Source organism: Ruegeria sp. HKCCD6157 (assembly GCF_013110685.1).
GTDB lineage: Bacteria > Pseudomonadota > Alphaproteobacteria > Rhodobacterales > Rhodobacteraceae > Ruegeria.
In genome coordinates this window covers 789,092-815,414 of sequence record NZ_WVRB01000001.1, presented here as the reverse complement: position 1 = coordinate 815,414, position 26,323 = coordinate 789,092, and the positions used below count along the sequence as shown (strand labels likewise).

The window sequence follows — 26,323 nt, the reverse complement described above, 5'->3', positions numbered from 1 at the left end:
TTCGCCTCCAGAAAGGTGAGGTATCATGCAGAACAGATTTGATCAGGAACTCGAAGACCGGCTGGTGCGGTATGCGGCCATCGACAGTCAGAGCGACGAGACTTCCCCCACAACCCCCAGCACGCAAATCCAGTTCGACATGCTGAACCTGTTGCGCGATGAACTGACCCAGATCGGCGCGCAGGATATCGAGATCACAGGCGACAGCGTAGTGGTTGCGACCATTCCCGGAACCGCTCCGGGGCCGACAGTGGGCTTTTTGGCGCATGTGGATACCGCCCCACAGTTCAACGCCACAGGCGTCAAGCCACGGGTGATCAAGGGATACAATGGCGGCGATATCTCATTCCCAGACGATCCTGATCTGGTCCTGTCACCGGAAGAAAACCCCTATCTGGCCGAGAAAATTGGCCATGACCTGATCACCGCTTCGGGTACAACCCTGCTGGGTGCGGATGACAAGGCGGGCGTGTCGATTCTTATGACCATGGCTCGGCACCTGATCGAAAACCCGGATGTTCCGCACGGACCGATCCGCATCGCCTTTACCCCGGATGAAGAGATCGGGCGCGGTGTAACCGAACAGCTGCCCAAGGATCTGGGCGCGGATTTCGCCTATACGCTGGATGGTCAGGAAGTCGGTGAGATCGAGTACGAAAGCTTCTCAGCCGACCGTGCGGTGATCAAGATCGAAGGCGTTTCGATCCATCCCGGTTTGGCGAAAGACAAAATGGTGAACGCAGCACATCTGGCTGCAAAAATCGTTCAAACGCTACCTCAGGCCACCATGACCCCGGAAACCACCGATGGGCGCGAGGGATTCATCCATGTCACCGACATGAATGGCGGCTCGTCCGAGATGGAGATCAAGCTGATCCTGCGTGATTTCGAAATGGACGCACTGGAAGCCCAGCGCAACATCGTGCGTCAGGTGTGTGCCGCTGTACAGGCCACCGAACCACGCGCAAATATCACCTGCGAGATCAGCCATCAGTATCGCAATATGCGCTATTGGCTGGAAAATGACATGACACCGGTCGATCTGGCCCGCGATGCCTGCCGCGAATTGGGGATCGAACCTCTGTCCGTCCCGATCCGTGGCGGCACCGACGGGTCGCGCCTGACCGAATTCGGCACCCCTTGCCCCAACCTGTTCACTGGGATGCAATGCATTCACGGACCGATGGAATGGATCTCAGTACAAGACATGGCACTGGCGACTGAGCTGTGCCTTTCGGTTGTGACCAAGGCAGCACAGGCAGGCGGCAATCATCAGGGCTGATTTCCGCTGGTTGGGCAACGGCTCTTTCCCTCGGGGATCAGCGTGTTAGTTTGGCGCGAACAGGTGTTTAGGAACAGTTGATGCAGCGCTACGAATACAAGGTGATCCCCGCCCCACAAAAAGGTGTCAAAGCCAAAGGGGTGAAAACACCCGAGGGCCGCTTTGCGGTCTCGGTTGAACAGGTCCTGAACCAGATGGGTCAGGACGGCTGGGAATACCACCGTGCCGAGCTGCTACCCAGCGAGGAACGCGCGGGCCTGACCGGATCGACAACGAACTGGCGTAACGTGCTGGTGTTTCGGCGCGTGGTGGAAGAAGAAGTTGACGCATCCGAAATCGGTACAGCACCAGATATGGACAGCACCCCTTTGGCCCAGCCGGTTCCGGGCCCCGACGAGGTTCAGGCGCCGAAACCGATTGCGGCCGAGGCAGACGAACCGCCGTTGTCGTTGAAACAGTCTGATGAAGTATCCGAGGCCGATGACGCTTCAAAATCTTAGTCTTTGTCACAGGGGTGGGTATCTGAGATAAGGCATTAGACCACCTGCTGTTTTGAGATAAGTCCAACATCTTTAATCATTTGCCACGCCTTCAACACAGGTTGCCCGGCGGAACCCGTGTCCAGGCTTGTCCCGTGCGGGTTCCAGCGCACTCCGATTGCAAATGACCGGAACAGACGCCTGTCTATGCGTGATCTCGTCCGAAAAAGAACAAAAGCGTCAAAAGACTGGCGGCGACTTGAACACAAGCAGGACACGCCATTTGAAAAAGGGATACGCACCCCGAAAATCTGTGGCATGCTAATCGAACAACCGGGAGGGACATCAAAATGGCTATTCGGCAGACGCAAGGGCGGGCACGCCTTTATGACAGCATTCTCGATACAGTAGGCGACACGCCTTGCATTCGAGTCAATCGTATCGCGCCAGATCATGTAACCGTCTATGTGAAGTTCGAAGCGTTCAATCCCGCTGGTTCGGTCAAGGACAGGCTGGCGCTGAATATTATCGAAGCGGCGGAACGCGAGGGGCGGTTGAAACCCGGTCAGACCGTTGTCGAGGCGACATCTGGCAATACCGGGATAGGACTGGCCATGGTTTGCGCTGCCAAGGGCTATCCTCTGGTTGTCACGATGGCTGAAAGTTTCTCGGTCGAGCGGCGCAAGTTGATGCGGTTTTTGGGGGCCAAGGTCGTTCTGACCCCCAAGGCGCAAAAAGGGTTTGGCATGTACACCAAGGCCAAGGAACTGGCCGAGGAAAACGGGTGGTTTCTGGCCAGCCAGTTCGAAACTTCTGCCAATGCCGATATTCACGAAAACACGACCGCGCGGGAGGTTCTTACAGATTTCGAAGGGCAGCGACTGGATTACTGGGTGACCGGATACGGGACCGGTGGAACGGTTTCAGGTGTCTCGCGCGCCTTGCGGAAAGAGCGGCCCGAAACGAAGATCATCCTGACCGAACCAGCCAATGCAGCCATCGTGTCATCGGGGTACACCAACACCCGCAACGGGGATCATCAGCCGACCGAGAGCCACCCGAATTTCGAGCCGCACCCGATTCAGGGATGGACGCCGGACTTCATTCCTTGGGTCCTGCAGGAAGCCATAGACAATAAGTATCACGACGAACTGATCCCCGTACCCGGACCCGAAGGGATCGCGTGGTCGCGCCGACTTGCCTCGGAAGAAGGTATTTTCACCGGAATCTCGGGCGGGTCGACCTTTGCCGTCACAATGAAGATGGCCGAATCCGCACCGGAAGGATCCGTTTTTTTGGTCATGCTGCCGGACACCGGCGAGCGATACTTGTCGACCCCCCTGTTCGAGGGAATAGAAGAGGTCATGACACAAGAGGAATACGCCATCTCGGCATCTACGCCGTCCGCGCAGATGGAGGCGGATTGACACGTAAAGGTCTTCAGACGCCGATATCCAGGGCCAGCGCGTGGATGCGCGGCACGATGTCGCCCAGCGCCTTGTGCACGGCACGGTGGCGGGCGACGCGGGATTTGCCTCCGAATGCGCTGGCGCGGATACGAACGTTGAAGTGGCTTTCACCACCTTCCTGATATCCTGCATGGCCCCTATGGCTTTCGCTGTCGTCGACCACGTCCAGCTCGCGCGGATCAAAGGCGGCTTGCAGGCGGGTTCGGATCTCGTCGGTCACACTCATTTTTTTGCTTAGCGGCAAAAATATTGCCGCACCCCTCTTCTACTTTCGGCTGCTTAGATTAAACTGCTGCCTCCGAGTCGAAAAGACGCGTTCTTGAGGATTAGAGCATGGCGAAATCAGACCCCTTCGGATTCGATATGTCCGTTTCCAGCGCCAAAAAGAAGAATCCGCGGGGACGCCGGGGCATGTCGGGTGCCTCTGAAACCTCGGTCCGGATCTGTGACCACGAGGGATGTGAAGAGCCGGGAAAGTTCCGCGCGCCAAAAGCACCGGATGTCCTGGATGATTATTTCTGGTTCTGCCAGCAACACGTGCGGGAATATAATCAGAAGTGGAATTTCTTTGACGGCACCACCGAAGCCGAGCTGAACGCACAGCGTTCGAAAGACAAGGTTTGGGAGCGCGAGACCAAGCCGATCGGCGACCCCGAAGCACGTGCCTGGGCCCGTTTGGGGATCGAGGATCCGCATCAGGTTCTGGGTGCTAACAGCACGCAGAACAAAGGCCGCACGACGGGTGGCGGCGGACGACGCCTGCCGCCGACCGAACGCCGTGCGATCGAGATTCTCGAGGCCAATGACAGCTGGACCAAGGCCGAGGTTCGCAAAGCGTACAAGAAGCTGATCAAAGTGCTGCATCCGGACATGAACGGCGGCGACCGCTCGCAGGAAGAGCAGTTGCAGGAAGTTGTCTGGGCCTGGGATCAGATCAAGGACAGCCGGAACTTCAAGTAAGGGCACGGCTTTGCCTGCTTTGCGTTCGCGGCGCGCCCTGCCTGAATGGTTGGGTGCCGCAGACGACACAACCTGAAAAAACTGCGCAGGTTCCGTATGGAACCCTGTTTCATTCCACACGAAAGTGGTGGAGGATTTGGGACAGGAGTTTCCAGTGATCAGTTTCGTGCGCACATCCATTTGCCTGTTGCTCGTCTCGCTAAGCGGGCTCATCGCTGCCAGCTTCATTCCGACTGATGCGGATTGGCTGTTCCTTTTGGCGCTGATTTGCGTGGTGGCCAGCGCAATCTTGTTCATACGGGCCTGGTTCAGGTGGCGCCGGGCCAATACATGGATCATCGTGGACGGCTCGAACGTCATGCACTGGAAAGATGGCACGCCGGATCTGGGTACGTTGAAGAAGGTCCTTGAGACTTTGAAGCGCGCAGGGTTCAAACCGGGCGTCATGTTCGATGCGAATGTCGGGTACAAAGTCGAAGGCCACTATATGGACGACCGGAAGCTGAGCCGCGCCCTGGGCCTACGATCCAAGCAGGTCATGGTGGCCCCCAAAGGGACACCTGCGGACCCGCTGATCTTGCAGGCGGCGCGGGATAGCAAGGCACGCATCGTCACAAATGACCGGTTTCGGGATTGGGTAGACGAGTTTCCGGATGTGTTGAAAGCTGACCGTCTGTTAAAAGGTGGCTTTCGCAAAGACGAGCTTTGGTTTTCGCTATAGTCAAGCGACAGTTGACCCAAGGCACAGATGTGTAAGGCCATCACAACGGTGCTGCACTGAGAAATTGCCTAAGGCAACTGATCCGAGAGAACACATTTTAAGGGGTTTGTTGAGGCCAGGGATCAAACCAGGGGCGGTTCGGATTACAACTATTCGCGCTTTAGTCCGGGTATGAGCTTCGCAATGCAATTGCTTCCCGGCGCTTCAAACAACTTAAGCGAGTTTGCTGCGACACTGCGGTGCCGTCACGCAATTCGGGGAACAGTGCGAGCAGTTCTTCGACGTCTTCACGACAGAAAGACTTCAGCGCTGTGTCGCCCAGAAAAAGACTTTCGCTACGTAGCCCCTGCGAGTGCAATACCGCGTGTCGAGAGCAGGCAATGTGGTAATATGTGATGTCTTCACCCGTGTACACCTGCTGAATTGTTCCGTCATTCACCAAGTGAATTGCCGCAACAAAGACCCGATCTTGTCCGAACAACAACTCGGCGCGCCAGCCTTCCAGCATGATCCGATGTTGCGGAGACACAAAAACATCCTGGTTGGGTTGACCCTTGCAAATCGCGTCGCGCCGAATGCGAACGGGTCTAAATTTTGGTTGCAAAGCCAGTGTTTGTGCACTCAGCACTTTTTTCCCGATCCACAAAATCGGCAGCGTTTTCCCACCTGACACGCAAACTCTGTCACCGATCATCAGGTTCTCGACCGGGCGTGGACCGGCCTCGGTCTCGATCAGGGTTCCAGCAACAAAACAGGGCGGATTGTTTGGATCAAGATCTCCGGTTGTGATTTGCCAGTTTCCGGTTGTCATTGGCCCGGTGGGGTTGTTGGTGTCCCAGGCGTAGATTTCGGTCCCAACCTGAATAAACTCACCAGATTCGCCGGTACCTCTGTAGTTACCTTGTCCGAGGTACGTGTAGGGTACGAACGGACCACCGTTGATCGAAATCGTTTGACCCGACACAGTGGCTGGTTCGGTCATGTTTTGGACGATCAAGTCGCCTTGCCCGCTTGTGTTGACCGAATGAAGTAAGACATCAAACGACATACGTTGTATCCGCTAAGCAGGTTGGACCAAAAGGAAACTCGCAACGAACATGTTCCTTCCGTGTGTTGACTGAACAGAACACCACAGACCTCACAAACTCACAAAGAACGCCAAAATCCACATTTAAAAGTCATGTTAACGCGCCGAAGAAGCATTTCAATGATAGTATGTTAATGTTTGCATTTGAACGAGGCACAAAGGTTGTTGCCAGCCTTTCACCGAGGACTTCTGGGTTATGCGCAATCGGCCTCAAAGCTTGTTAACGCGAGGTGCCAAATCGTAGTGTGGGTCATCATTCTGGAATGACACCCCAAGCGCAAAGATAGGGCCAGTTTGCAAGAAAAACATGCGCACCTTTGGGCGCCTTTCGCTTTCCCTTGCCCTTGCCCGCAATATGTTGCACCACACACGGGTTCATACCCGGTGAACGGGCCAAAGGATAAGGACTAGGCGCATGGCTGACGGATCGATCGATATCAACGCAAAACCTACCGAGGATATCTCGGTCCGTGACGTGTTCGGCATTGACAGCGACATGGCGGTCAAAGGTTTCGCCGAGCGCAGCGACCGAGTGCCGGTGATCGATCATACCTACAAGTTCGATCCGGAAACCACGCTGGCGATTCTGGCGGGCTTTTCCCATAACCGTCGCGTGATGATCCAAGGCTATCACGGCACCGGCAAATCGACCCACATTGAACAGGTCGCCGCCCGTCTGAACTGGCCCGCCGTGCGTGTGAACCTGGACAGCCATATCAGCCGGATCGACCTGATCGGCAAGGACGCGATCAAACTGCGCGACGGCAAGCAGGTGACCGAGTTCCACGAAGGCATCCTGCCCTGGGCGTTGCGCAACCCGGTTGCCATCGTGTTCGACGAATACGATGCGGGCCGCGCAGACGTGATGTTCGTGATCCAACGTGTGTTGGAGCATGACGGCAAGCTGACCCTGCTGGATCAGAACGAGATCATCACCCCGAACCCGAATTTCCGCCTGTTTGCCACCGCCAACACGGTCGGTCTGGGCGATACCACGGGCCTGTATCACGGCACGCAGCAGATCAACCAGGCGCAGATGGACCGCTGGTCGCTGGTGTCGACCCTGAACTATCTGAGCCACGACGCCGAGACGATGATCGTTCTGTCGAAGGCGCCGCATTACAACACCGCCGAGGGCCGCAAGACCGTCAGCCAGATGGTCACCGTCGCCGACCTGACACGGACCGCCTTCATGAATGGCGATCTGTCCACCGTCATGAGCCCGCGGACCGTGATCAACTGGGCTCAGAACGCCGAGATTTTCCGCAACGTGGGCTATGCGTTCCGCCTGTCCTTCCTGAACAAATGCGATGAGCTGGAGCGCCAGACCGTGGCCGAGTTCTATCAGCGCTGCTTCGATGAGGAGTTGCCTGAAAGCGCCGCGAGTGCGAGCTTGGGGTAAGCACCCGAATTGCGCCCGGAGCGGGCGCAATGCCTCCGGCGGGGATATTTTTGGCCAGATGAAGACGGATCCGTTACTGTTTTCGACGCCGGGCAGGCCAGTACTATGAGGGCTTAAGGACATGGCACAGAAGAACGACAACCCCGCCGATCCGTTCAAGAAGGCCTTGGCCGAGGCCACCAAGGTCATGGCCGATGATCCCGAACTGTCGGTGACCTATACGGTGGACCCTTCGGGCATGACGGGTGAGTCGATGCGGTTGCCTCAGGTCTCGCGTCGGATGACGCGTGAAGAGGTGCTGTTGGCGCGTGGCACGGCGGACGCCTTGGCGTTGCATCGCAAGTATCATGACGACGCGACCCATGCGCGCTATGCGCCTCCGGGCGATATGGCGCGGGATCTGTACGAGGCGATGGAGACCGCCCGCTGCGAGGCGATGGGCGCGCGGGACATGCCGGGCACCGCCAGCAATATTGACGTCAAGATCGGGCATGAAGCAATCCGGCGTGGGTATGATCAGTGCAAGCAACCCGCCGATGCACCTCTTTCGGTTGCGGCAGGCTACCTGATCCGGCATCTGGCCACCGGGCGTGAGCTGCCCTCTGCCGCCGAAAACATCATGAACCTGTGGCGTGGTTTCATCGAAGAGCAAGCGGGTGGGACGTTGGAAAACCTGGACGAGATTCTCTCGGATCAGGCGGAGTTTGCCAAATTCGCCCGTCAGGTGATCAAGGACCTGGGATATGGCGACCAGCTTGGGGATGACCCCGATGAGTTGGACGACGAGCAGGAAGACCAGGCCGAGGAAGACGCCGAAGAACAGCCCGATCCGGACAGCACCGGTCAGGATGATCAGGACGAACAGGACGCCGACGCGACCCCTGAGCAGACGCAGGAAGAGCAGCAGGATCAGTCTCAGGCCCAGGTCTCGATGGACGAAATGGCCGAAGACGAGATGGGTGACGAGGCTGAGATGCCGGATGGCGAGGCGCCTCTGGAGCCGCCTGCCCCACCGCCGGCATCCGAAGCGGACCCGGATTACAAGGTCTATCTGGACACCCATGACGAAGAGATCGCCGCCGAGGATCTGGCCGAACCGGCCGAACTGGAACGTCTGCGGGCCTATCTGGATCAGCAGCTGGAGCCGTTGAAAGGCGCGGTGTCGCGTCTGGCCAACAAGCTGCAACGCCGGCTGCAGGCGCAGCAGAACCGCAGCTGGGAGTTCGACCGCGAAGAAGGCATTCTGGACGCGGGTCGATTGGCACGTGTGGTCGCGAACCCCACCACTCCGCTGAGTTTCAAGGTCGAGAAAGACACCGAGTTCCGCGACACGGTGGTGACGCTGCTGCTGGACAATTCGGGGTCGATGCGCGGACGTCCGATTTCGATCGCCGCCATCTGTGCCGATGTTCTGGCGCGGACGCTGGAGCGGTGCAATGTAAAGGTCGAAATTCTGGGCTTTACCACGCGGGCGTGGAAAGGCGGTCAGGCGCGCGAGGCATGGCTGAACGATGGACGTCCGCAGCAGCCCGGCCGTTTGAACGACCTGCGCCACATCATCTACAAGGGCGCGGACGCCCCTTGGCGTCGTGCGCGGCCCAATCTGGGTCTGATGATGAAAGAGGGCCTGCTGAAAGAAAACATCGATGGAGAAGCCCTGGAATGGGCACATCGCCGGATGCTGGCGCGGCGCGAACAACGCAAGATCCTGATGGTGATCTCGGACGGTGCGCCGGTCGATGATTCGACACTGAGCGTGAACCCGGCCAACTATCTGGAAAAACACCTGCGCGACGTGATCGCGATGGTCGAAAAACGCAAGATGGTCGAACTTTTGGCCATCGGCATCGGCCATGACGTGACCCGGTATTATGACCGGGCGGTGACGATTACCGATGTAGAGCAACTGGCCGGCGCGATGACCGAACAACTGGCGGCTCTGTTTGACAGTGACCCACGGGCGCGGGCGCGGGTGATGGGGATGAGAAAGGTCGGCTGAGGCTGATCTTCTGCCCGGCGGGCGCATTTCCCCGAGGGCGACGTGTTTTTCGTTGCTGATCATCGGCCTGTTCACGCGGGGTGTTGCCGTCTGGACATTTTTTGAAATGCGCCTCAGGGTCACGCTCAAATGCTGTGAATGAGGCCGCCCATGTTCCAATCCTTCGAAGTGACCGCCCGCCCGGAACAGGGGCCACCGCGGCTGGCCGCCTTGCGCGAACAGATGGTGCAAGAAGGGCTGGATGGGTTTCTGATTCCGCGGGCGGATGCCCATCAGGGAGAGTATGTCGCGGCGCGCGATGAACGTCTGGCCTGGCTGACCGGGTTCACGGGCTCGGCCGGGTTTTGCGCCGCCCTGCGCGACGTGGCCGGAGTTTACATCGACGGGCGGTATCGCACCCAGGTCAAGGCACAAGTTGCCGCAGATTTCACCCCGGTCCCCTGGCCCGAGGTAAGCCTGAGCGCCTGGCTGAAACAGCAATTGCCCAACGGCGGCAAGATCGGTTTTGATCCGTGGCTGCATGCGGCGGGGCAGATTTCCGGCACATTGAGTGATCTGGAAGGATCGGGCATCGAACTGGTGAGATGCGAAAACCTTGTGGACCGGATCTGGGCCGATCAACCGGCACCGCCGATGAACCCGGTCAAGGCGCATCCGATCGAATTTGCCGGGGAAGGTGCGGACAGCAAGATCGCCCGTCTGGCCGAAGACCTTCGGCGGGCCGGGCACAAGGCAGCGGTGATCACCCTGCCGGATTCCATCATGTGGCTGTTGAATATCCGTGGGTCGGATATCGCCTATAATCCGGTGGCCCACGGCTTTGCCATTCTTCATGCAGGTGGTCAGGTCGATCTGTTCATGGCAGCAGAAAAACTGGCCGGGGTTCGGGATCATCTGGGCTCTCAGGTGACTTTGCGTGCTGTGGGCGATTTTCTGGATGCGGTTGCGGCTCTGGCCGGTCCGGTGCAGGTGGATGCCGCTTCGGTACCTCAGATCGTGGCCGATGCGCTGGGTGATGCGATGACGGATGGCGGCGATCCCTGCGCCCTGCCCAAAGCCTGCAAGAATGCGGCTGAAATCGCGGGCAGCGCCGAGGCGCATTTGCGCGATGCGGTTGCGGTCATCGAAACGTTATGCTGGCTGGACCAACAGGCCCCGGGCAGCGTGACCGAAACACAGGTTGTCACCCGGCTGGAAGAAAACCGGCGCAAGGACAATGCGCTTCAGGACATCTCGTTCGATACCATTGCAGGCACGGGTCCGAACGGCGCGATCATGCATTACCGCGTGACGGAAGAGACCGACAGCCGCCTGGAAAGCGGCCATATTCTGGTGCTGGACAGTGGCGGGCAGTATCTGGACGGCACCACCGACATCACCCGAACCATCGCCATCGGTGACGTCGGAACCGAGGAAAAAACCTGCTTCACCCGGGTGCTGAAGGGCATGATTGCCATGTCGATGCTGCGTTGGCCTGCGGGCCTTGCCGGGCGGGATATCGAATGTGTGGCCCGCGTGCCGCTGTGGTCTGCGGGACAGGATTTCAACCATGGGGTCGGACATGGGGTCGGCGCCTATCTGAGCGTGCATGAAGGGCCGCAGCGGCTGTCTAAAGTCAGCCATGTACCGCTGCAACCCGGCATGATCCTGTCAAACGAACCCGGGTATTACCGGGAAGGCGCCTTTGGCATCCGCATCGAAAACCTTGTGGTGGTGGAAGACGCTCCTCTGCTTCCCGGTGGCGATGCCGAACGCGCGATGCTGAACTGGCGCACGCTGACCTATGTACCGATTGACCGCAGACTGATCATGGTCGATATGTTGACGACCGACGAACGCGACTGGCTGAATGCCTATCATCGCGACGTTGCGGAAAAAATCCGCCCAAGGCTGGGACATGACGCACAACTGTGGTTGGATGCCGCAACTGCCCCAATCTGACACTGGTCTGTTACATAAAACAGGCAGAGGGGTGGCCCTGATACGACGACGGAAGGAAGAGGAATGGCTGAGATCACGATCCGGAAAGCGCCGGGCAAATGGACTGTCCGCTCGGGCGGTGCGATCCTGGGCGAAACGAACAACGCGCTGGAACTGCTTGAAGGCGACAAGGATCCGGTGATCTATTTCCCGCGCAACGATGTTGCGATGGCGTTTCTGGATCGGACCGACAAGGTGACCCACTGCCCCGGCAAGGGCGACGCGACGCATTTTTCCATCGTCAACAAGTCATCCGTTACCGACAACGCGGTCTGGAGCTATGAGGAGCCGATTCAGGCAGTGGCCGAGATCAAGGACCATCTGGCATTCTACCCGGCTGAATCGGTGAAGGTGGAGCAGATTTAACACCCCCCCCGCACCCACCTCACGCAGCTGTGGCATGCACGTGAACGGCATTTGCGGCACACTTGCTCCGGGGTAACACCGGAGGCTTCCATGTCGATGTCACGTCGCGGTTTTGCTGGGATGATCGGGGCTGGTGCAATGGCACCCGGTGTGCTGTGGGCGCAGCAGGATCCGGTTCTGGACGCGTTGCGCAGCACGCTGAGCGGGCGTCGGACCGCATTTGAGGCGCAGATGGCGTATCTGAAGGACCGCGGCCAGCCGGATGTTGTGGCCGGGTTGCTGACTGCGATGCGTTATGCCGACAGGCGGCGGAATGAGATTGTCGAGGTGATGGAGGCCCTGACCGGGCAGCGCCATGGCAATGACTGGTTCGAGTGGATGCTGTGGCAGGAACGAAACCCGCAGATTACCCCTCATCCGTCGCTGATCCCGTTCAAGCGCGAGGTTCTTCTGGGGATCGACCCGAATTTCGATCTGTTCCTGCGGCCCGAATATCTGCAACGCGACAAGATGAAGATCCGCCTGGAAGAGATCGCCTGGGGCGGTGTGTACAAGGATGGCATTCCGTCCCTGGACAATCCCACCCTGATCTCTGCTTCGAATGCGGGGTATCTGAAAGGCGATGATCTGGTATTCGGCGTGGCCATCAACGGGGATGAACGTGCCTATCCCCTGCGGATCATGGGCTGGCACGAGATGTTCAACGAGGTGATCGGTGGTGTGCCCGTGGCGCTGGCCTATTGCACGCTTTGCGGGTCGGGCATCCTGTTTGAAACCCAGATGGCGGGGCGGCGAAAGCCGTTCATTTTCGGGTCGTCAGGTTTCCTCTATCGTTCGAACAAGCTGATGTTTGACCGTGAGACGCATTCGCTGTGGAACCAGTATACCGGCAGGCCTGTTGTGGGGCCCTTGGCGAACAGCGGCATCACGTTGAAACAGCGCCCGGTGGTGATCACGACATGGGACAGCTGGAGGACCTCGCATCCCAAAACCCGTGTTCTGTCGCTGAACACCGGGCATCGGCGCAATTACGGATCAGGGGTGGTTTATCGCGACTATTTCGCCTCGAGCGAGCTGATGTTCCCGGCGGTTGTGGATCAGTCCCGGCATCGGCAGAAGGATTACATCTTTGCCGTGCGCCAGTTTGGTGCAGCCCGCGCCTGGCCTCTGGATGCGTTCAAGGGCAAACCGGTGATCAACGATGCAATCGGTCGGACACCTCTGGTTCTGATTGGCGATCCAAAAGAGCGCAGCGTGCGGGCTTATGAGCGAAAAACGCATGCGTTCCGGGCGACGCAAGGCGGGTTGCAGGATAGCGCGGAGAACGGTTGGACCGTCACGGAAGAGGCTTTGATCGGGCCGGATGGAACGCGTTTGCCACGAGTCGCCGGTCATGTTTCCTACTGGTTTGCGTGGGACAATTATCTGGGCGACGCAGCCAGCGTGTATGGTGAGTGAAACTCAGGAATGCTCTTCGGCAGCCGTGGCCGCAAGCGCCCTGTTATATGCCTTGAGCGCATCGACGTGATAGAGCGCCCCAACCGGTGTTTCAGAGCCGTCGTTTTCCAGAATGACAACCGGAATGCAGGGGATGTCGTCACGATCAAAATAAGGCATGGCGGCTTCCAGCGTGGCGCTGGCCTGAATGCACAGGCCCTGGTCGATCAGCCCCTGTGCCTCTTCCTTCGTGATCGACCGCGGATCCCCAAGCGGGCGCATCACCGCTCCGGCGCGAAGCATTGCCAGCAGATAAGCCTGCGGCCCCGCGGCCAGGTGGACATCACGCCGTTCCAGCTGCGTCAGGAAGAAAGACCGGTCCACAAGTCTCGAGGCCAGTGCCGTGGACATGGACACGCTGACCATCACGGCAAGGCCGATCTGCCAATCGCCGGTCAGTTCAAAAACGATCAAAGTGGTCGAGATGGGCGCGCCCAGCACCGCCGCAGCCACGGCGCCCATTCCGGCAAAGGCATAAAGCGTGTGCGTGCCCGACACATCCGGCAGCAACCCGGTGGCGATCAGACCGAAGGCCAGCCCGGTCAACGCGCCGACCATCAGAGACGGAGAGAACACCCCGCCCCCCATGCGCCCGCCCATGGTAATCGCCACCGCAACCGTTTTGATCACCGCAAACAGGATGGCCGTGGTCAGCACCAGATCACCGGTCAGGGCGCGAATTGTCGTCTCATACCCCACGCCGATGATATGCGGAAACCAGATCGCCATCAGCCCCAGCATCGCCCCGGACACTGCAGGGCGCAGCCAAGCCGGAATCGACAGGCGGTTCTGGATATGGCTGCCGATATCCTCGGCAAAGAAAATCGACCGCATCAGCAGCAGCGCAACAAGTCCGCAGATCAGGCCCAGGATCAGGAAGGCCGGAAGCTCGACATAGAATTGCAGCGATCCCGGCGTCTCCAGCGTGAACTCGGTGACGTCGCCATATTCCAGCCGGTTGATCACCGTTCCCGCGACCGAGGCGATGACGATCGGGGCAAAGGCGTGAACGGCGAAATGGCGCAGCACGACCTCGAGCGCGAACAAGGCCCCCGCAATGGGGGCGTTGAAGCTGGCCGACACGGCCGCGGCAACGGCACATCCCAACAGGTCACGTCCCGTGATCCCATCCGCGTGTATGCGGTTGCTGACCCATGTGGAAATCACTCCGGCCATATGCACCACCGGCCCCTCTCGGCCTGTCGATCCGCCCGAACTGAGCGTGATCAGCGAGGCAAAAAACGACGCGATGCCCGCCTTGACCTCGACCCGCCCGTCGGTGATGGCCGAACCTTCGATCACGTCGGCAACCGACCGGACTCGGCCGTCATTGGTGAACCGGTTCAGGATGATGCCGACGACCAGGCCACCGAAGATGGGAATGATCAGAACCATGAACCATGGCAGTTTCTCGGCGTGGCTGTGCAGCAGCAGGATGTCATCGGTATCGTAAAGATAGGCTTGCAGCGCACGGATGGCCTTGCGGAAGCCAAGCGCCATGAAACCGGCCGCGATCCCGATGGCTAGCGCAATGAACCAGAACTGGATCTGGCTTGGCCCCCGGCGCAGCATGACCCGCCACGCATCCTTGATCGCGGCCAGAGCCTGATTGAACTGGTTGCGCAGAACGGTGCGGGTCGATTGGGTCATTGGCCCTCGGGGATCATCACTTAACCCTTAGTAAGCCACGGAGCGCCCATATAAAAGTGAGATAGCGACAGTGTGAGCACCAATTCACGCCATCGCCGCGTCAGGCCTGCAACAGAGCCCGTGCGGCGGCACGGGCTTCTTCAGTGATGGTATCGCCGGCCACCATGCGCGCGATCTCGTCCACCCGATCCGGTTCGGCCAGAGGAATGACGGTGGACAGGGTTTGTCCGTTGGTGACCTGTTTCTGCACCCGCCAGTGATGCGCCGCCCGTGCGGCGACTTGAGGGGAATGGGTGACAACCAGAACCTGCCCGCCCTGCGCCAGCGACGCCAGCCTGCGCCCGACCGCATCCGCGGTTGCCCCACCGACACCACGATCGATTTCGTCAAAGATCATCGTCCGGGCACTGTCGTCGCCAGACAGACAGACCTTGAGGGCCAGCAGGAAGCGGCTGAGCTCACCCCCCGAGGCAATCTTGTTCAGCGGCCCCGCCGGTGCACCGGGGTTGGTGGCCACGGTGAAGGCCACCGCGTCGGTGCCTTCGGGGCCGGGTTCAGCCGGGGTGATCTCGGTCTGGAACACGGCACGTTCCATCTTGAGCGGGGCCAGTTCCGCCATGACGGCCGCGTCAAGCCGCCCGGCGGCGACCTTGCGCGCGGCGCTGAGGTCGGCTGCGGCAGCGTCATAGGCTTGTTGCGCCGCGTCTACGGCCGCTCGCCTGTCTGCCAGGTCGGCATCCCCTGCCTCCAACCGGTTCAACCGGTCACGCAGAGTGTCGGCAAACGAACCCAGATCATCCGGGGCCACGTCATGTTTGCGGGCCTGCGCACGGATGGCAAACAGGCGTTCCTCGGCCTGTTCCAATTCTGCCGGGTTGAAGTCCAGCGCTTGAAGGCAGGCATTCACGCCATCCTGCGCCTCGCCCAACTCGATCATCGCGCGCCCGAGCGCTGCTATCGGTTCTTCCAACTGGCCGCCCGCATTGTCCGAGACGCCTTCCAGCCAGCGGATGGCGTCGGACATGGCCCCTTCCGCCCCGTCCCCGGACAACAGGGCAAAGGCACGCGCAACATCGTCGCGAATCCGCTCGGCCCCTTGCATCATGCGGCGGCGGGCATCCAGCTCGGCATCCTCACCGGGTTGCGGGTCAAGCTGGTCAAGTTCGGCGACCGCATGACGCAGGAATTCTTCCTCGCTGCGGACGGCAGCCAGAGCGGCCTCGGTCTCGGCCAGCGCCTTGCGGGTACGGGACATCGCGGCCCAGGCGGTTCGCACGTTTGTCAGTTGCTCCGAAACCTGTGCGAATTCGTCCAGCATCGCCCGATGACCACGTGGATTCAGCAAACCGCGGTCATCATGCTGTCCGTGCAGTTCGATCAGAGTCTCGGACAGCGCCCGCAGAACTTCGCCCGAGCAGCGGCGGTCATTGACCCAGGCGGTCTTGCGGCCCTCGGCCGTGTTGACGCGACGCAGGATCAGTTCCTGCCCCCCCGGCAGGCCGGCTTCGGCCAGAATCGCATGTGCGGGATGATCGGCAGAGAGTTCGAATTCGGCGACGACCTCACCCTGCGCGGCCCCCTGCCGCACCAGTTCCGCGCGCCCTCGCCAGCCCAACACGAAGCCAAGCGAATCCAGCAGAATCGATTTGCCCGCACCCGTCTCGCCGGTCAAGGCGTTCAAGCCCGGCTGAAAGCTGAGTTCCAGCCGGTCGATGATCAGCATATCGCGGATATCAAGGGCGCGCAGCATGTGGTCTTCAGCGTCCCGGACCAAAGGCCATCGCGATTACAACCATTCACCTTTGATGGTCTGACGATAAATCGTGCTGAGCCAGTTGTTACCGCGGCTCTTGAGATCAAGCCCGCGAGAGGTCAACAGTTTGTACGCATCGTCATACCATTCCGAGGACTGGTAGTTGTAGCCAAGAATGGCACCTGCGGTCTGCGCCTCGTCCAGCAGGCCAAGCGACAGATAGGCCTCGACCAGACGATACAGTGCTTCGGCGGTGTGGGATGTGGTCTGAAAGTCTTCGACCACAACTCGGAACCGGTTGATCGCCGCGATATAGTGATCCTGACGCAGGTAGTAGCGCCCGATCTCCATTTCCTTGCCTGCCAGATGGTCGAAGGCCAGATCGAACTTCAGAACCGCCGATGTGGCGTATTCGCTGTCGGGATAGACCTCGATCACGGTCCGCAGAGATTGCAGCGCCTGGAAGGTCAGGCCCTGGTCACGCCCGACTTCGTCGATCTGATCATAATAGCTGAGCGCCAGCAGATACTGCGCATAAGCAGCATCTTCATCCGTCGGATAGAAGTCGATATAGCGCTGCGCCGCCGCGCGGCTTTCTTCGTAATTCTGGTCCGAATGGAACGAAAACGCCTGCATGATCAGCGCGCGCTTGGCCCAATCCGAATATGGATACAAACGTTCGACTTCCGAGAAATACCACGCCGCATCGTCCGAGCGATTCTGCGACAGTTCGTATTCACCTCGGGTATAGATCTGTTCCGGCGTGAACCCTTCCAGATTCTGTTCACGGTCCGCGCCCTTGTTGCCAAAAAGGCCGCCGGCGTTGCCGCATGCCGTCAAAACTGCTGCCAGAAGAATCGCACCCGCGAATCTGACTGCCGCTTTGCTGCCAACCATACCGCCCATCCTTGTCGTCTTGCTTAATGGGGTTTGCCCCGATTTGAGCCATGGTCTAGCACAGAAAATTCCGGTGCAAAACGCCTTATGCGACTTCTGGCGCAAATGTCGTCAGAGTTGATCTGATCAGGCCACTTCGGGAATTTCGTTGACAACAAGCCCCTGCCCCGGCAGGCGCGCGGCCTGTTCCGGCGTGCACAGCACCGGACGTACTGCGCCCGGCGTTTCGAACAGGTTGCGCAGCAATGTGTTGGTCAGCGAATGACCCGACTTGTTTCCGGTGAAGTGACCCAAAATCGGCCCACCAGCCAGATAGAGATCACCCAGAGCATCCAGCATCTTGTGACGCACGGCCTCGTCGACCCGGCGGAAACCGCCCGGTGTCAGAACTTCGACGCCCTGAACGACCACGGCATTTTCAAGCGTGCCGCCCAAAGCCAACCCGTTTTCGCGCATCGCCTCGACATCCGTGCGACGGCAGAACGTGCGACAATCGCTGAGTTCACGCGCGAAGGAACCGTTGCGCATATCAAGCGTTTTGCTCTGGCTGCCGATGGCACCGTCTTCGAAATCGATATGGAAGTCGATGATCAGCCCGTCAGCGGGCGCAAGGCTGGCGCTCGCGCCTTCGCGGGATGCGGTGACGGTTTTCAGAACCTCATAGGCCAATACCGGGCTGGCCTGACGGCGCACGCCTCTGGCCATAATGCCACGCACAAATTCGATCGAAGAGCCGTCCATGATCGGAACTTCGGGGCCGTCGATCTCGACAAGCGCGTTGTGCACGCCACATCCGGCCAATGCAGCCATGATATGTTCGACGGTGGAAACCGATACACCGGCATCATTCACCAGACGCGTACAAAGCGGGGTCCGTTCAACCGCATAGTAGATCGCCGGGATCATCGCGTCGCCCAGTTGAATATCCGTCCGCTTGAACCAGATGCCATGACCAGCCGCCGCCGGTTTCAGGACCATGGTCGCCGGCTTGCCGCTGTGCAGCCCGACGCCTTTAAACGTGACCGGAGATTTGAGCGTATGTTGCAAAATGGGCCTCGGTGAGTAGTGTCCAGCCTGCTTGGGCCGTGTTGGACACTGAGTTAAGGAAGCCCGCGTCAAGGCTCAACTCACTCTTTGCAACCGATTGAAACATGTATGTAACAGATCGGCAAAACCCTGCTTACATGCCTGCAAGATACTGTTAATAAACGATTAAGGGCCGCCAAATGGCAGCCCCTTGAGTGGATTTTGTTACCGCGATCAGTTGGCTTGACGGCGCAGGAAGGCCGGAATTTCGATGCGGTCCTGATCCGGATCGGCCTCTTCCTGAAGCGGCGCGGTCGCCTCGGACTGTCGCAAAACGGGCTGCTGCCGCGGCGGTTGGGCCGGTGTATCCGAGGCATGACCGGTCATCCGATCGATCAGACGATTGAAGCCAAAACGCGACCGCTCCTCGGGTTCCGGTTGCGAAACCGCTTCGGGTTGGCGGGGCGCTGCCGGTCTCTGCGGCGCCGACGGAACCTTCTGAACAGCAGCCTGCAAACGCTGCAATGCTTCGGGCGACGGGGTGCCGGCAGCATGCCCGCGCGGTGCCACGAATGCCTCGGGCGCGGGCTCAACGTGCTCTGGCTGCGGCTCGAATTCGGCCACACGCGGCTGATAAGCGGGCGGCGGCAGGCCGTCATCGTCACGCTCGTCGCGCGGCTGGAATTGCGGCTGCGCCGGCTCTTCAGCGGCTTCAAACAGCGAAGGTTCGCGGTTTTCTTCCGGCTGCGGGACGGGCTCTGCTGCGTCGGCAACCACCCTGGCTTCTTCATGAATATGCTCTTCAGCCGAAACCGTGCGGGTCAGCGGTTCGGACATCGAACGGCGCGCCACCGGGACTTCGGTCGTTTTTTCGCTGGCGTCGATGCCGGTCGCAACAACCGACACGCGCATTCCGCCTTCCATAGCGGTATCCAGCGTCGAGCCGACGATGATATTGGCCTCGGGGTCCACTTCCTCGCGGATGCGGTTGGCGGCTTCGTCCAGCTCGAACAGGGTCAGGTCGTGCGACCCGGTGATGTTGATCAGCACGCCCTTGGCGCCCTTGAGGCTGATTTCGTCCAACAGCGGGTTTGCAATAGCCTTTTCCGCCGCCTGGATGGCGCGATCTTCGCCTGTTGCCTCGCCGGTGCCCATCATTGCCTTGCCCATCTCGTCCATCACGGCGCGAACGTCGGCAAAGTCGAGATTGATCAGGCCGGGGCGCACCATCAGGTCGGTCACGCCTTTGACGCCCTGATACAGAACGTCGTCAGCCATCGAGAACGCCTCGGTAAAGGTGGTCTTTTCATTGGCCAGGCGGAACAGGTTCTGGTTGGGGATGATGATCAGCGTGTCGACAACCTGCTGCAGCGCCTCAACCCCATCTTCGGCTTGGCGCATCCGCTTGGCACCTTCGAACTGGAAGGGCTTGGTGACGACACCGACGGTCAGTACACCCAGCTCACGCGCGGCTTGCGCGATGATCGGAGCAGCCCCCGTTCCGGTACCGCCGCCCATACCGGCGGTGATGAAGCACATATGAGCGCCGGCAAGGTGGTCCACGATCTGTTCGATGCTTTCCTCGGCGGCGGCTGCGCCTACGGTCGGGCGGGCCCCTGCCCCCAGACCTTCGGTGACTTTCACGCCCAGCTGCACCCGCGCCGAGGACTGGCTTTGTTGCAGTGCCTGTGCGTCGGTGTTGGCGACCACGAAATCAACGCCGTCCAACTGTTTTTCAATCATGTTGTTGACGGCGTTCCCGCCTGCGCCGCCAACGCCAAATACTGTAATCCGAGGCTTCAGTTCGTCGTGCCCGGGCATCGAAAGATTCAATGTCATGCTCTGTCCGCCTGTATTTATGTCCCGCCAAAGCGGTGTTTTTCTTACCTATCCTTGTTCGATTCTAGCGGCCTGATGCCAAAAGGTCACGTCAAAAATCGCGTTTTCCCACAAAATATGGAGGAAATAAGGCAGAAACCGGCGGCATTTCGCAGGTCATGCCAGATATAGCGGAAACAACGGCGACCATCACTAGACAACCGGCATGAACGCGAGGACACATTCGTTCATCACGCTCTGATCGACTGTCATCTACACTGCGGAAAACTGCTCAGGTCCTGCCGCGAGGCCTCTTTCGGGCCCTGTGGATATCTTGCGGGATAAATCGAAACGCTGCAACCGGTTTCTTCAGCTGAGCGGTGCATTTGGACAGTCCAGGCCGCGGTCCGTCATGGATCGCACTTCCTGTATTTCCCCATCGACGAATGAGGCAAGCCGAACCATTAAACGACCTTCATGCAAAAACGGCCACCAACAGACCGGAATGCCGTCCGGGTCATTGTCATACAGAAAACACAACTGACCGTTCGGCGTCGTGATCTGCCCGTAGACACAGCCCTGCCCCTCTTCGCGCCAGACCGACATGCGGCGGTTCAGGAATTGCTCGGTTCCCACCAGGCCACCGCTGCGGATTTCGTAGAATGTCAGAGTTTTGCCGACCGCCGCGTCCAGAAACGCCTCGGGCGTGATCATGGTCTGGGCCGAGGCCCAGCAAGGCAGCAGCGCCGCGCACAGAGCGCCCCCGCGCAGGTGTCTACCAGTTGTCACGGAACCACCGTACGGCGCGCTTGAACGGGCGCGCGGCATAGGTGTCGACCGGGATTTCAAAATCCCACCATTCATCCTGGGGATGGGCCGCGAACAGGCTGAGGCCGACAGCGGACGAGAATCCGGGCCCGGTGGCCGATTGCGGCAGGCCATGCACCCGCAAGGGGCGGCCCAGGCGCACGCGTTGACCGAGGATGCGCGTGGCCAGCCCGTCCAGCCCCATGATCTGGCTGCCGCCGCCGGTCAGCACGATCTGCTGGCTTGGCATATGTTCAAACCCGGCGGCGTCCAGCCGGACGCGGACCTCTTCAAGAATTTCCTCGACACGCGGGCGCATGATGCCGATCAGTTCGGCGCGGCTGACGGTGCGGCGGTCGTGTTCCCAATCGCCGGTATCACCACCGATATCAATCATATCCCTGTCGTCGGCCCCGGTGGCATGAACGCCGCCATTGAATGTCTTGATCCGTTCCGCCACGGCGGCAGGCACACCCAGGCCCATCGAGATATCGGCGGTCACGTGATCGCCGCCCATGCGCACGCAATCGGCATAGATCATGTGCTTTTTCATGAAGATCGACACGCTTGTGGTGCCGCCGCCCATGTCGATACAGGCCGCGCCCAGTTCCTGCTCGTCTTCGACCAGCGCCGAGATGCCCGAGACATAGGCCGAGTTGGCAATACCCGCGAGTTCAAGATCGCAGCGCTTGATGCAGCGCACGATGTTCTGGATCGCTGACGAATCCACGGTAAGCATATGCATGTCGACCGCAAGGCTCTGGCCCATCTGCCCGCGCGGGTCGATCAAGCCCGATCGGTTGTCGAGCGCGAAATTCACCGGTTGAGCATGCAGCACTTCGCGCCCGTCACCATAATCCGGCACGTCGCAGGCGTTCAGAACCCGGCCCACTTCGGCCTCGGTCACGATCTGACCGTCCAGATCGACTTGTGCATCCAGCCCGTAAGACCGCGGGTTCGCGCCCGAGAAACAGGCGATCACATGGTCGACGCGGATGTCGGCCATCTTCTGTGCGGCCTGAAGCGCGGTGCGGATGGCACGTTCGGTTTCCTGCATGGCGGTGACTTCGCCAAACTGGACACCCCGCGACCGGGTGGTCGCGGCACCGATGACGCGAAAACCGGTCTGCCCTGCCATGGAACCGATGGTATTGTCCTCGCTCAGCCGACCGGTTCCGTCAAAGCGCAGCACAAGACAGGCAATTTTCGAGCTGCCCACATCCAGAATCGCAATCACACCGCGTTGCAAAGCCTGCCGCCGCATCTGACGCATGGCGCGTTGGGACTGATAAAGATCGGTCATCATGGTCGTTACTGCCCGTTACTCACTGTCACTTTCGTGTTCCACCAGTCTTCGCTGGCGGCTTTGGTCATTCGGATGGTCGGACGCTGCCCGAGGCGCATGTCGACCACGGCCACGTCACGTTCCAGAAGGTCCTGCACCTCGTTCACCGCAAGCACGCGTTCCAGCGCACGCACCGGGCGTTCGGTCGGCAGCATGATGCGCTGACCGCGGTCCAGCACCAGATCCCAGCGCCGCTCTCCCACGCGCACCAAGCCGCGCACGCGGTTGCCCAGGCTGCGCGAAGTCCGCAGAAGCTCCAGCGCTTCTCCGACGTGATCGTCGGCGCCCGTCCCCGCGATCAGCGGCAGATCGGCGTGATCCTTGCGAGAGGTGGCTTCCTTGACATGCGCGCCTGTCTCATCCAGCAGTTCAAGCCCCTCGCGCGTTCGCCAGACGATGACCGGCTGCCGCTCCACCACATCGACTTGCAGGATGCCTCCGGGGCGAATCCGGACGGTTGCGGATTTCACCGGGTCCAGCCCGGTGATCGTGTCGCGGATCTGTTCCACATCCAGATCCCAGGAACTGATCGGGAAATCCAGCGGCACGATTTCGCGGATGTCTTCGGACAGGTCGGTTCCCGCCCCATCGATGGCCATCAGGTTGACCATGAATTCGGGGCGTTCCTGAATCGAAGTGCGCACATCGGCGATGTAAGCGGCAAGTGCGTCGCGACGCTCCTGCGAGGCAAAGAAAATGCCAACCGCGGCAGCGATGGCGCAGATCGGCAGGCCGACCTTGACACCAAGGCGAATGCCCGGCGTCAGCATCCAGCGTTGCAGCCGATAGCTGAGACGGGACGGCGCAGGGTCACTGCGTCTTGCAGAACGGGAAAACACACGCGCCCCGCGCAGGCGCAGAAGCGGTTCGGCCTCGTGCGTGTCCGTGTCGGCCGAGGCGAAATCGGCATCCGGCCCCGCAAGTGGTTTGCTGCGGTGGATTTCCAGTGAACGGCTTGCGGTCAGCGGTCGCATGAGGCGTCCTCCACCATCCAGGCGCAGAGCTGGCCGAATGTCATTCCAAGATGAGCGGCCTGCTCCGGAACCAGAGAGGTTGGCGTCATGCCGGGCTGGGTATTGGTTTCCAGCAGGAACAACCCATCGGCACCCTTGCTGTCATCCCAGCGGTAATCCGTGCGGGACACACCCTTGCACCCCAGCACGTTATGCGCCCGCACGGCATAGTCCATGCAGCGGTCGAAAATGTCCTGCGGAATGTCGGCGGGCAGGACATGCCACGAGCCGCCGGGCTTGTACTTGGCGTCATAGTCGTACCAGCCGCCATCTGTCATGATTTCAGTCACGGTCAGGGCGCGGTCGCCCATCACGGTCACGGTCAACTCGCGGCCTGCCACGTATTTCTCGACCATCACCTGATCGGGCATCGCCTCGTCCAGCTGCGGCGGGCCATTGGCATTTTCGTGGACGATGTAAATCCCGACGCTGGAGCCTTCGTTGTTGGGCTTGGCCACGTAGGGCGGTTCCATCACGTGAGCTTCGACCACCTCGACCTTGGGCACGATCACGCTGGGCACGACGGGCAGCCCTTCGGTCTGGTAAATCTCTTTGCTGCGCTGCTTGTCCATTGCCAGCGCCGAGGCCAGAACACCGGAATGGGTGTACGGGATACGCATCCATTCCAGCAGGCCCTGCACACACCCATCTTCGCCCCAGCGGCCATGCAGGGCGTTGAAAACCACATCCGGCTTGATGTCCACAAGGCGCGCGCAGAGGTCGGGACCTGCGTCCAGCTCGACCACTTCAAAGCCTTCTCCCACAAGGGCGGCCGCGCATTCGCGCCCAGAGCTGAGAGACACCTCGCGTTCCGCCGAGGGTCCACCCATCAATACCGCCACTTTGGGGTTTGTCCTGCTCGACATACCCAATGTGCGCCTCAATGTCCCCGGACCTTATGTGGTGGTCCGTACTGCGTTTATGCCTTTGATCCGTCGCCTGAATTTGCCTGTTATGGTCTGACGGTTGGGGCTTTATTCTGTCAGCGGATCACCGACCCGCATGATTTCCCACTCTAGCGTGATGCCGCTTGTTTCGTAAACCTTTTTTCGCACCTCTTCGCCAAGACCTTCGAGGTCGGCAGCGGTGGCCAAGCCGGTATTGATCAGGAAATTCGAGTGCTTCGGGCTCATCTGCGCACCGCCAAGCGTCGCGCCGCGCATTCCGGCGTCGTCGATCACTTTCCACGCCTTGAGGTCATGCACGTCATCCGCCTGCCCGGTCGAAGAAAACCCGGCTGGATTGCGAAAGGTCGACCCCGCACTGCGATCTTTGGTCGGCTGGGTTTCGTCGCGCTTTTTCAACTGCGCCGCCATACGGGCATGGAGATCTTGGGGATTGCCTGAAGGGCCCTCGAACACAGCCGAAATCAGCACTGCGCCTTCCGGCAGGTCCGTCTGGCGATAACGAAAATTCAACTCTTCGGGTGTCAGGTCCACAAGCTCGCCTTGCCGGGTGACAATCGTGGCCTTGCGCAGAACATCCGCCGTGTAGCTGCCGTAACAGCCCGCGTTCATCCGCACCGCGCCGCCGATCGAGCCCGGAATGGTGCGCAGAAAGGTCAGGTCGACACCGGCATCCGCCGCCTTGCGCGCAACATGCGCGTCCAGCGCAGCGGCTCCTGCGGTGACTGTGTTGCCCTCGACCGAGATAGTATTGAACCCGCGCCCCAGCCGGATCACCACGGCCCGCAGCCCCCCATCCCGAACGATCAGGTTCGAACCGACACCCATTGGAAAGACCGGGGTTTGTGCCGGCAGTTCCCGCAGGAACGCTTGCAGGTCTTCGATATCGGCAGGCTGGAACAGGTAATCGGCCGGGCCGCCAACGCGAAGCCATGTGAGCTCAGAGAGAGGCCGCGCCCGAGACAGGCGCCCTTTCGGAACGGGAAACGTTGTCATGCGTCTGCACGCACCGCCAGGCTACGTCCGCCCACACCGCCCATGATTGCAGCGAACAGAAAGGGAAGAACGCCGGCGGTCAGCCAGACCAGCGGGCCGAACGCCTGTTCTTCTTCGCCGGTGCCAATACCGGCCAGCACCACGATCAACGCCAGCCCGACGGCCGAGGCCAGACCGATCAGCCACAACAAGCCGCGCAGGCCCAGCCAACGGCCCGCCGTGAAACCGGCGGCGGCACCTAGCAGGAAAGAAAGAATTGGCAGATAGGCAAATGTGGCGACGGACGCCATGGCGGACCTCCTGAAACTGGCCGGTTATTCGTCAGCCGCCTTCATGCCCTGCATTTTCATCTTTGTCCAACGGGTCAGATAAATCACGGGCCAGCGCAGCACGGACATACCCATGGCCAGCACCAGCAAGCCGATCCACGGGCCGTTCTGATAGGTGACATACCCCAGAATCGGAATGCCCACGGCGATCAGGATATAGGCGCGTGTCCAGTGGTTGTCTTTGCTTGGGATCATTGCCAGCAGATTCGCGGAAACGCCCCACAGACCAGCAAGGGCGATGGACCAGTTCATTCCATGACCTCCCCTCGCACCCATTTTCGCCAGTAATACCGGATGGGGTTGCGGAACATCGAAACGAATCCGCCGAAGGCGAAAACCGACCAGAACCAACCGTGATCATAACCCAGCCAGACGATCAGAACCGGAGCGCAGATCAGCAGGGTCACGCCCGGTGGAAACTGCATTCGCATCGGCAAGAACGCCACGATCGTGGCGCAGATCACCCAAAGGGCGGCAAGGATCATCGAATAGTCCATCTGTCCCCTCCGAGGACATGCGGCGGCTGCGGGCATTTGCTACAC

25 protein-coding genes are annotated in these 26,323 nt (G+C 60.0%); 10 read left to right on the top strand and 15 right to left on the bottom strand.

Translation table 11 applies throughout. From position 1 onward, the window contains the following. Positions 1–25 precede the first annotated feature (25 nt). The 3 genes from pepT (at position 26) to GS612_RS03755 (ending at position 3,188) form a co-directional block, all read left to right on the top strand. A complete protein-coding gene (pepT, locus tag GS612_RS03765) occupies positions 26–1,282 on the top strand; it encodes a peptidase T (RefSeq protein WP_171639121.1) in 1,257 nt (418 codons plus the stop codon). A gap of 80 nt (positions 1,283–1,362) precedes the next feature. Beyond that, the gene (locus GS612_RS03760) at positions 1,363–1,782 is read left to right on the top strand and encodes a DUF4177 domain-containing protein (protein WP_171639120.1); all 420 of its coding nucleotides are present in this window, start codon (positions 1,363–1,365) and stop codon (positions 1,780–1,782) included. 329 nt (positions 1,783–2,111) lie between these two features. Continuing rightward, positions 2,112–3,188 (top strand): PLP-dependent cysteine synthase family protein, encoded by a 1,077-nt coding sequence (locus tag GS612_RS03755; RefSeq protein WP_171639119.1) that lies wholly within the window; start codon positions 2,112–2,114, stop codon positions 3,186–3,188. Positions 3,189–3,201: 13 nt separating this feature from the next. Here GS612_RS03755 and GS612_RS03750 read toward each other — a convergent pair whose 3' ends face one another. After that, complete coding sequence (locus tag GS612_RS03750; protein WP_171639118.1) at positions 3,202–3,456, bottom strand: BolA family transcriptional regulator; 255 nt, start codon at positions 3,454–3,456, stop codon at positions 3,202–3,204. A gap of 107 nt (positions 3,457–3,563) precedes the next feature. Here GS612_RS03750 and GS612_RS03745 point away from each other — a divergent pair, with 107 nt between their 5' ends. Both GS612_RS03745 and GS612_RS03740 read left to right on the top strand, forming a co-directional pair. Next, positions 3,564–4,190, top strand: coding sequence for a J domain-containing protein (locus GS612_RS03745; protein ID WP_171639117.1), 627 nt, complete (start codon positions 3,564–3,566; stop codon positions 4,188–4,190). Between the two features lie 154 nt (positions 4,191–4,344). Further along, positions 4,345–4,911 (top strand): hypothetical protein, encoded by a 567-nt coding sequence (locus GS612_RS03740; RefSeq protein WP_371809281.1) that lies wholly within the window; start codon positions 4,345–4,347, stop codon positions 4,909–4,911. Positions 4,912–5,071: 160 nt separating this feature from the next. Here the strand turns inward: GS612_RS03740 and GS612_RS03735 are convergent, their stop codons facing one another. Next, positions 5,072–5,959, bottom strand: coding sequence for a Hint domain-containing protein (locus tag GS612_RS03735; protein WP_216603500.1), 888 nt, complete (start codon positions 5,957–5,959; stop codon positions 5,072–5,074). Between the two features lie 454 nt (positions 5,960–6,413). On the opposite strand from GS612_RS03735, the gene cobS reads away from it, so the two are divergent. The 5 genes from cobS to GS612_RS03710 all read left to right on the top strand — a co-directional run bounded on the left by cobS (position 6,414) and on the right by GS612_RS03710 (position 13,203). Further along, positions 6,414–7,400, top strand: coding sequence for a cobaltochelatase subunit CobS (cobS, locus tag GS612_RS03730; protein ID WP_152458642.1), 987 nt, complete (start codon positions 6,414–6,416; stop codon positions 7,398–7,400). Between the two features lie 121 nt (positions 7,401–7,521). After that, positions 7,522–9,399 (top strand): cobaltochelatase subunit CobT, encoded by a 1,878-nt coding sequence (gene cobT, locus GS612_RS03725; RefSeq protein ID WP_171639115.1) that lies wholly within the window; start codon positions 7,522–7,524, stop codon positions 9,397–9,399. Positions 9,400–9,549: 150 nt separating this feature from the next. Beyond that, a complete protein-coding gene (locus GS612_RS03720) occupies positions 9,550–11,340 on the top strand; it encodes an aminopeptidase P family protein (protein ID WP_171639114.1) in 1,791 nt (596 codons plus the stop codon). 63 nt (positions 11,341–11,403) lie between these two features. Beyond that, complete coding sequence (locus GS612_RS03715; RefSeq protein WP_171231265.1) at positions 11,404–11,745, top strand: DUF427 domain-containing protein; 342 nt, start codon at positions 11,404–11,406, stop codon at positions 11,743–11,745. A 90-nt stretch (positions 11,746–11,835) separates the two neighbouring features. After that, entirely contained in the window at positions 11,836–13,203 is a 1,368-nt protein-coding gene (locus GS612_RS03710; RefSeq protein ID WP_171639113.1) for a DUF3179 domain-containing protein, read from the top strand. Positions 13,204–13,206: 3 nt separating this feature from the next. On the opposite strand, the gene GS612_RS03705 is transcribed toward GS612_RS03710, so the two are convergent. The 13 genes from GS612_RS03705 to GS612_RS03645 all read right to left on the bottom strand — a co-directional run bounded on the left by GS612_RS03705 (position 13,207) and on the right by GS612_RS03645 (position 26,278). Then, a complete protein-coding gene (locus GS612_RS03705; protein WP_171114940.1) occupies positions 13,207–14,892 on the bottom strand; it encodes a chloride channel protein in 1,686 nt (561 codons plus the stop codon). Between the two features lie 100 nt (positions 14,893–14,992). Continuing rightward, positions 14,993–16,642, bottom strand: coding sequence for a DNA repair protein RecN (recN, locus tag GS612_RS03700; RefSeq protein ID WP_171639112.1), 1,650 nt, complete (start codon positions 16,640–16,642; stop codon positions 14,993–14,995). A gap of 36 nt (positions 16,643–16,678) precedes the next feature. Beyond that, positions 16,679–17,542 (bottom strand): outer membrane protein assembly factor BamD, encoded by an 864-nt coding sequence (locus tag GS612_RS03695; protein WP_171114936.1) that lies wholly within the window; start codon positions 17,540–17,542, stop codon positions 16,679–16,681. Positions 17,543–17,668: 126 nt separating this feature from the next. Further along, positions 17,669–18,589: a UDP-3-O-acyl-N-acetylglucosamine deacetylase gene (lpxC, locus tag GS612_RS03690; RefSeq protein ID WP_171231262.1), complete on the bottom strand. Its 921-nt coding sequence runs from the start codon at positions 18,587–18,589 to the stop codon at positions 17,669–17,671. A 213-nt stretch (positions 18,590–18,802) separates the two neighbouring features. Then, positions 18,803–20,407: a cell division protein FtsZ gene (ftsZ, locus tag GS612_RS03685; protein ID WP_171639111.1), complete on the bottom strand. Its 1,605-nt coding sequence runs from the start codon at positions 20,405–20,407 to the stop codon at positions 18,803–18,805. Positions 20,408–20,755: 348 nt separating this feature from the next. Continuing rightward, the gene (locus GS612_RS03680) at positions 20,756–21,175 is read right to left on the bottom strand and encodes a hypothetical protein (RefSeq protein ID WP_171639110.1); all 420 of its coding nucleotides are present in this window, start codon (positions 21,173–21,175) and stop codon (positions 20,756–20,758) included. Beyond that, positions 21,162–22,496: a cell division protein FtsA gene (ftsA, locus tag GS612_RS03675; protein ID WP_170344711.1), complete on the bottom strand. Its 1,335-nt coding sequence runs from the start codon at positions 22,494–22,496 to the stop codon at positions 21,162–21,164. The genes GS612_RS03680 and ftsA overlap by 14 nt, the downstream gene beginning before the upstream one ends. An 8-nt stretch (positions 22,497–22,504) precedes the next feature. Then, positions 22,505–23,512 (bottom strand): cell division protein FtsQ/DivIB, encoded by a 1,008-nt coding sequence (locus GS612_RS03670; protein ID WP_171639109.1) that lies wholly within the window; start codon positions 23,510–23,512, stop codon positions 22,505–22,507. Next, positions 23,500–24,417, bottom strand: a complete 918-nt coding sequence (locus tag GS612_RS03665) for a D-alanine--D-alanine ligase (RefSeq protein ID WP_171639108.1) — start codon at positions 24,415–24,417, stop codon at positions 23,500–23,502. The genes GS612_RS03670 and GS612_RS03665 overlap by 13 nt, the downstream gene beginning before the upstream one ends. Before the next feature lie 108 nt (positions 24,418–24,525). After that, positions 24,526–25,452 (bottom strand): UDP-N-acetylmuramate dehydrogenase, encoded by a 927-nt coding sequence (gene murB / locus GS612_RS03660; protein WP_171362493.1) that lies wholly within the window; start codon positions 25,450–25,452, stop codon positions 24,526–24,528. Next, on the bottom strand, positions 25,449–25,742 hold the full coding sequence (locus GS612_RS03655) for a hypothetical protein (RefSeq protein ID WP_152458656.1): 294 nt from the start codon (positions 25,740–25,742) through the stop codon (positions 25,449–25,451). The genes murB and GS612_RS03655 overlap by 4 nt, the downstream gene beginning before the upstream one ends. 24 nt (positions 25,743–25,766) lie before the next feature. Then, on the bottom strand, positions 25,767–26,033 hold the full coding sequence (locus tag GS612_RS03650) for a DUF2484 family protein (protein WP_171114920.1): 267 nt from the start codon (positions 26,031–26,033) through the stop codon (positions 25,767–25,769). After that, the gene (locus GS612_RS03645) at positions 26,030–26,278 is read right to left on the bottom strand and encodes a DUF2484 family protein (RefSeq protein ID WP_152458658.1); all 249 of its coding nucleotides are present in this window, start codon (positions 26,276–26,278) and stop codon (positions 26,030–26,032) included. Before GS612_RS03645 ends, GS612_RS03650 begins: the two co-directional genes overlap by 4 nt. Positions 26,279–26,323: the final 45 nt, after the last annotated feature.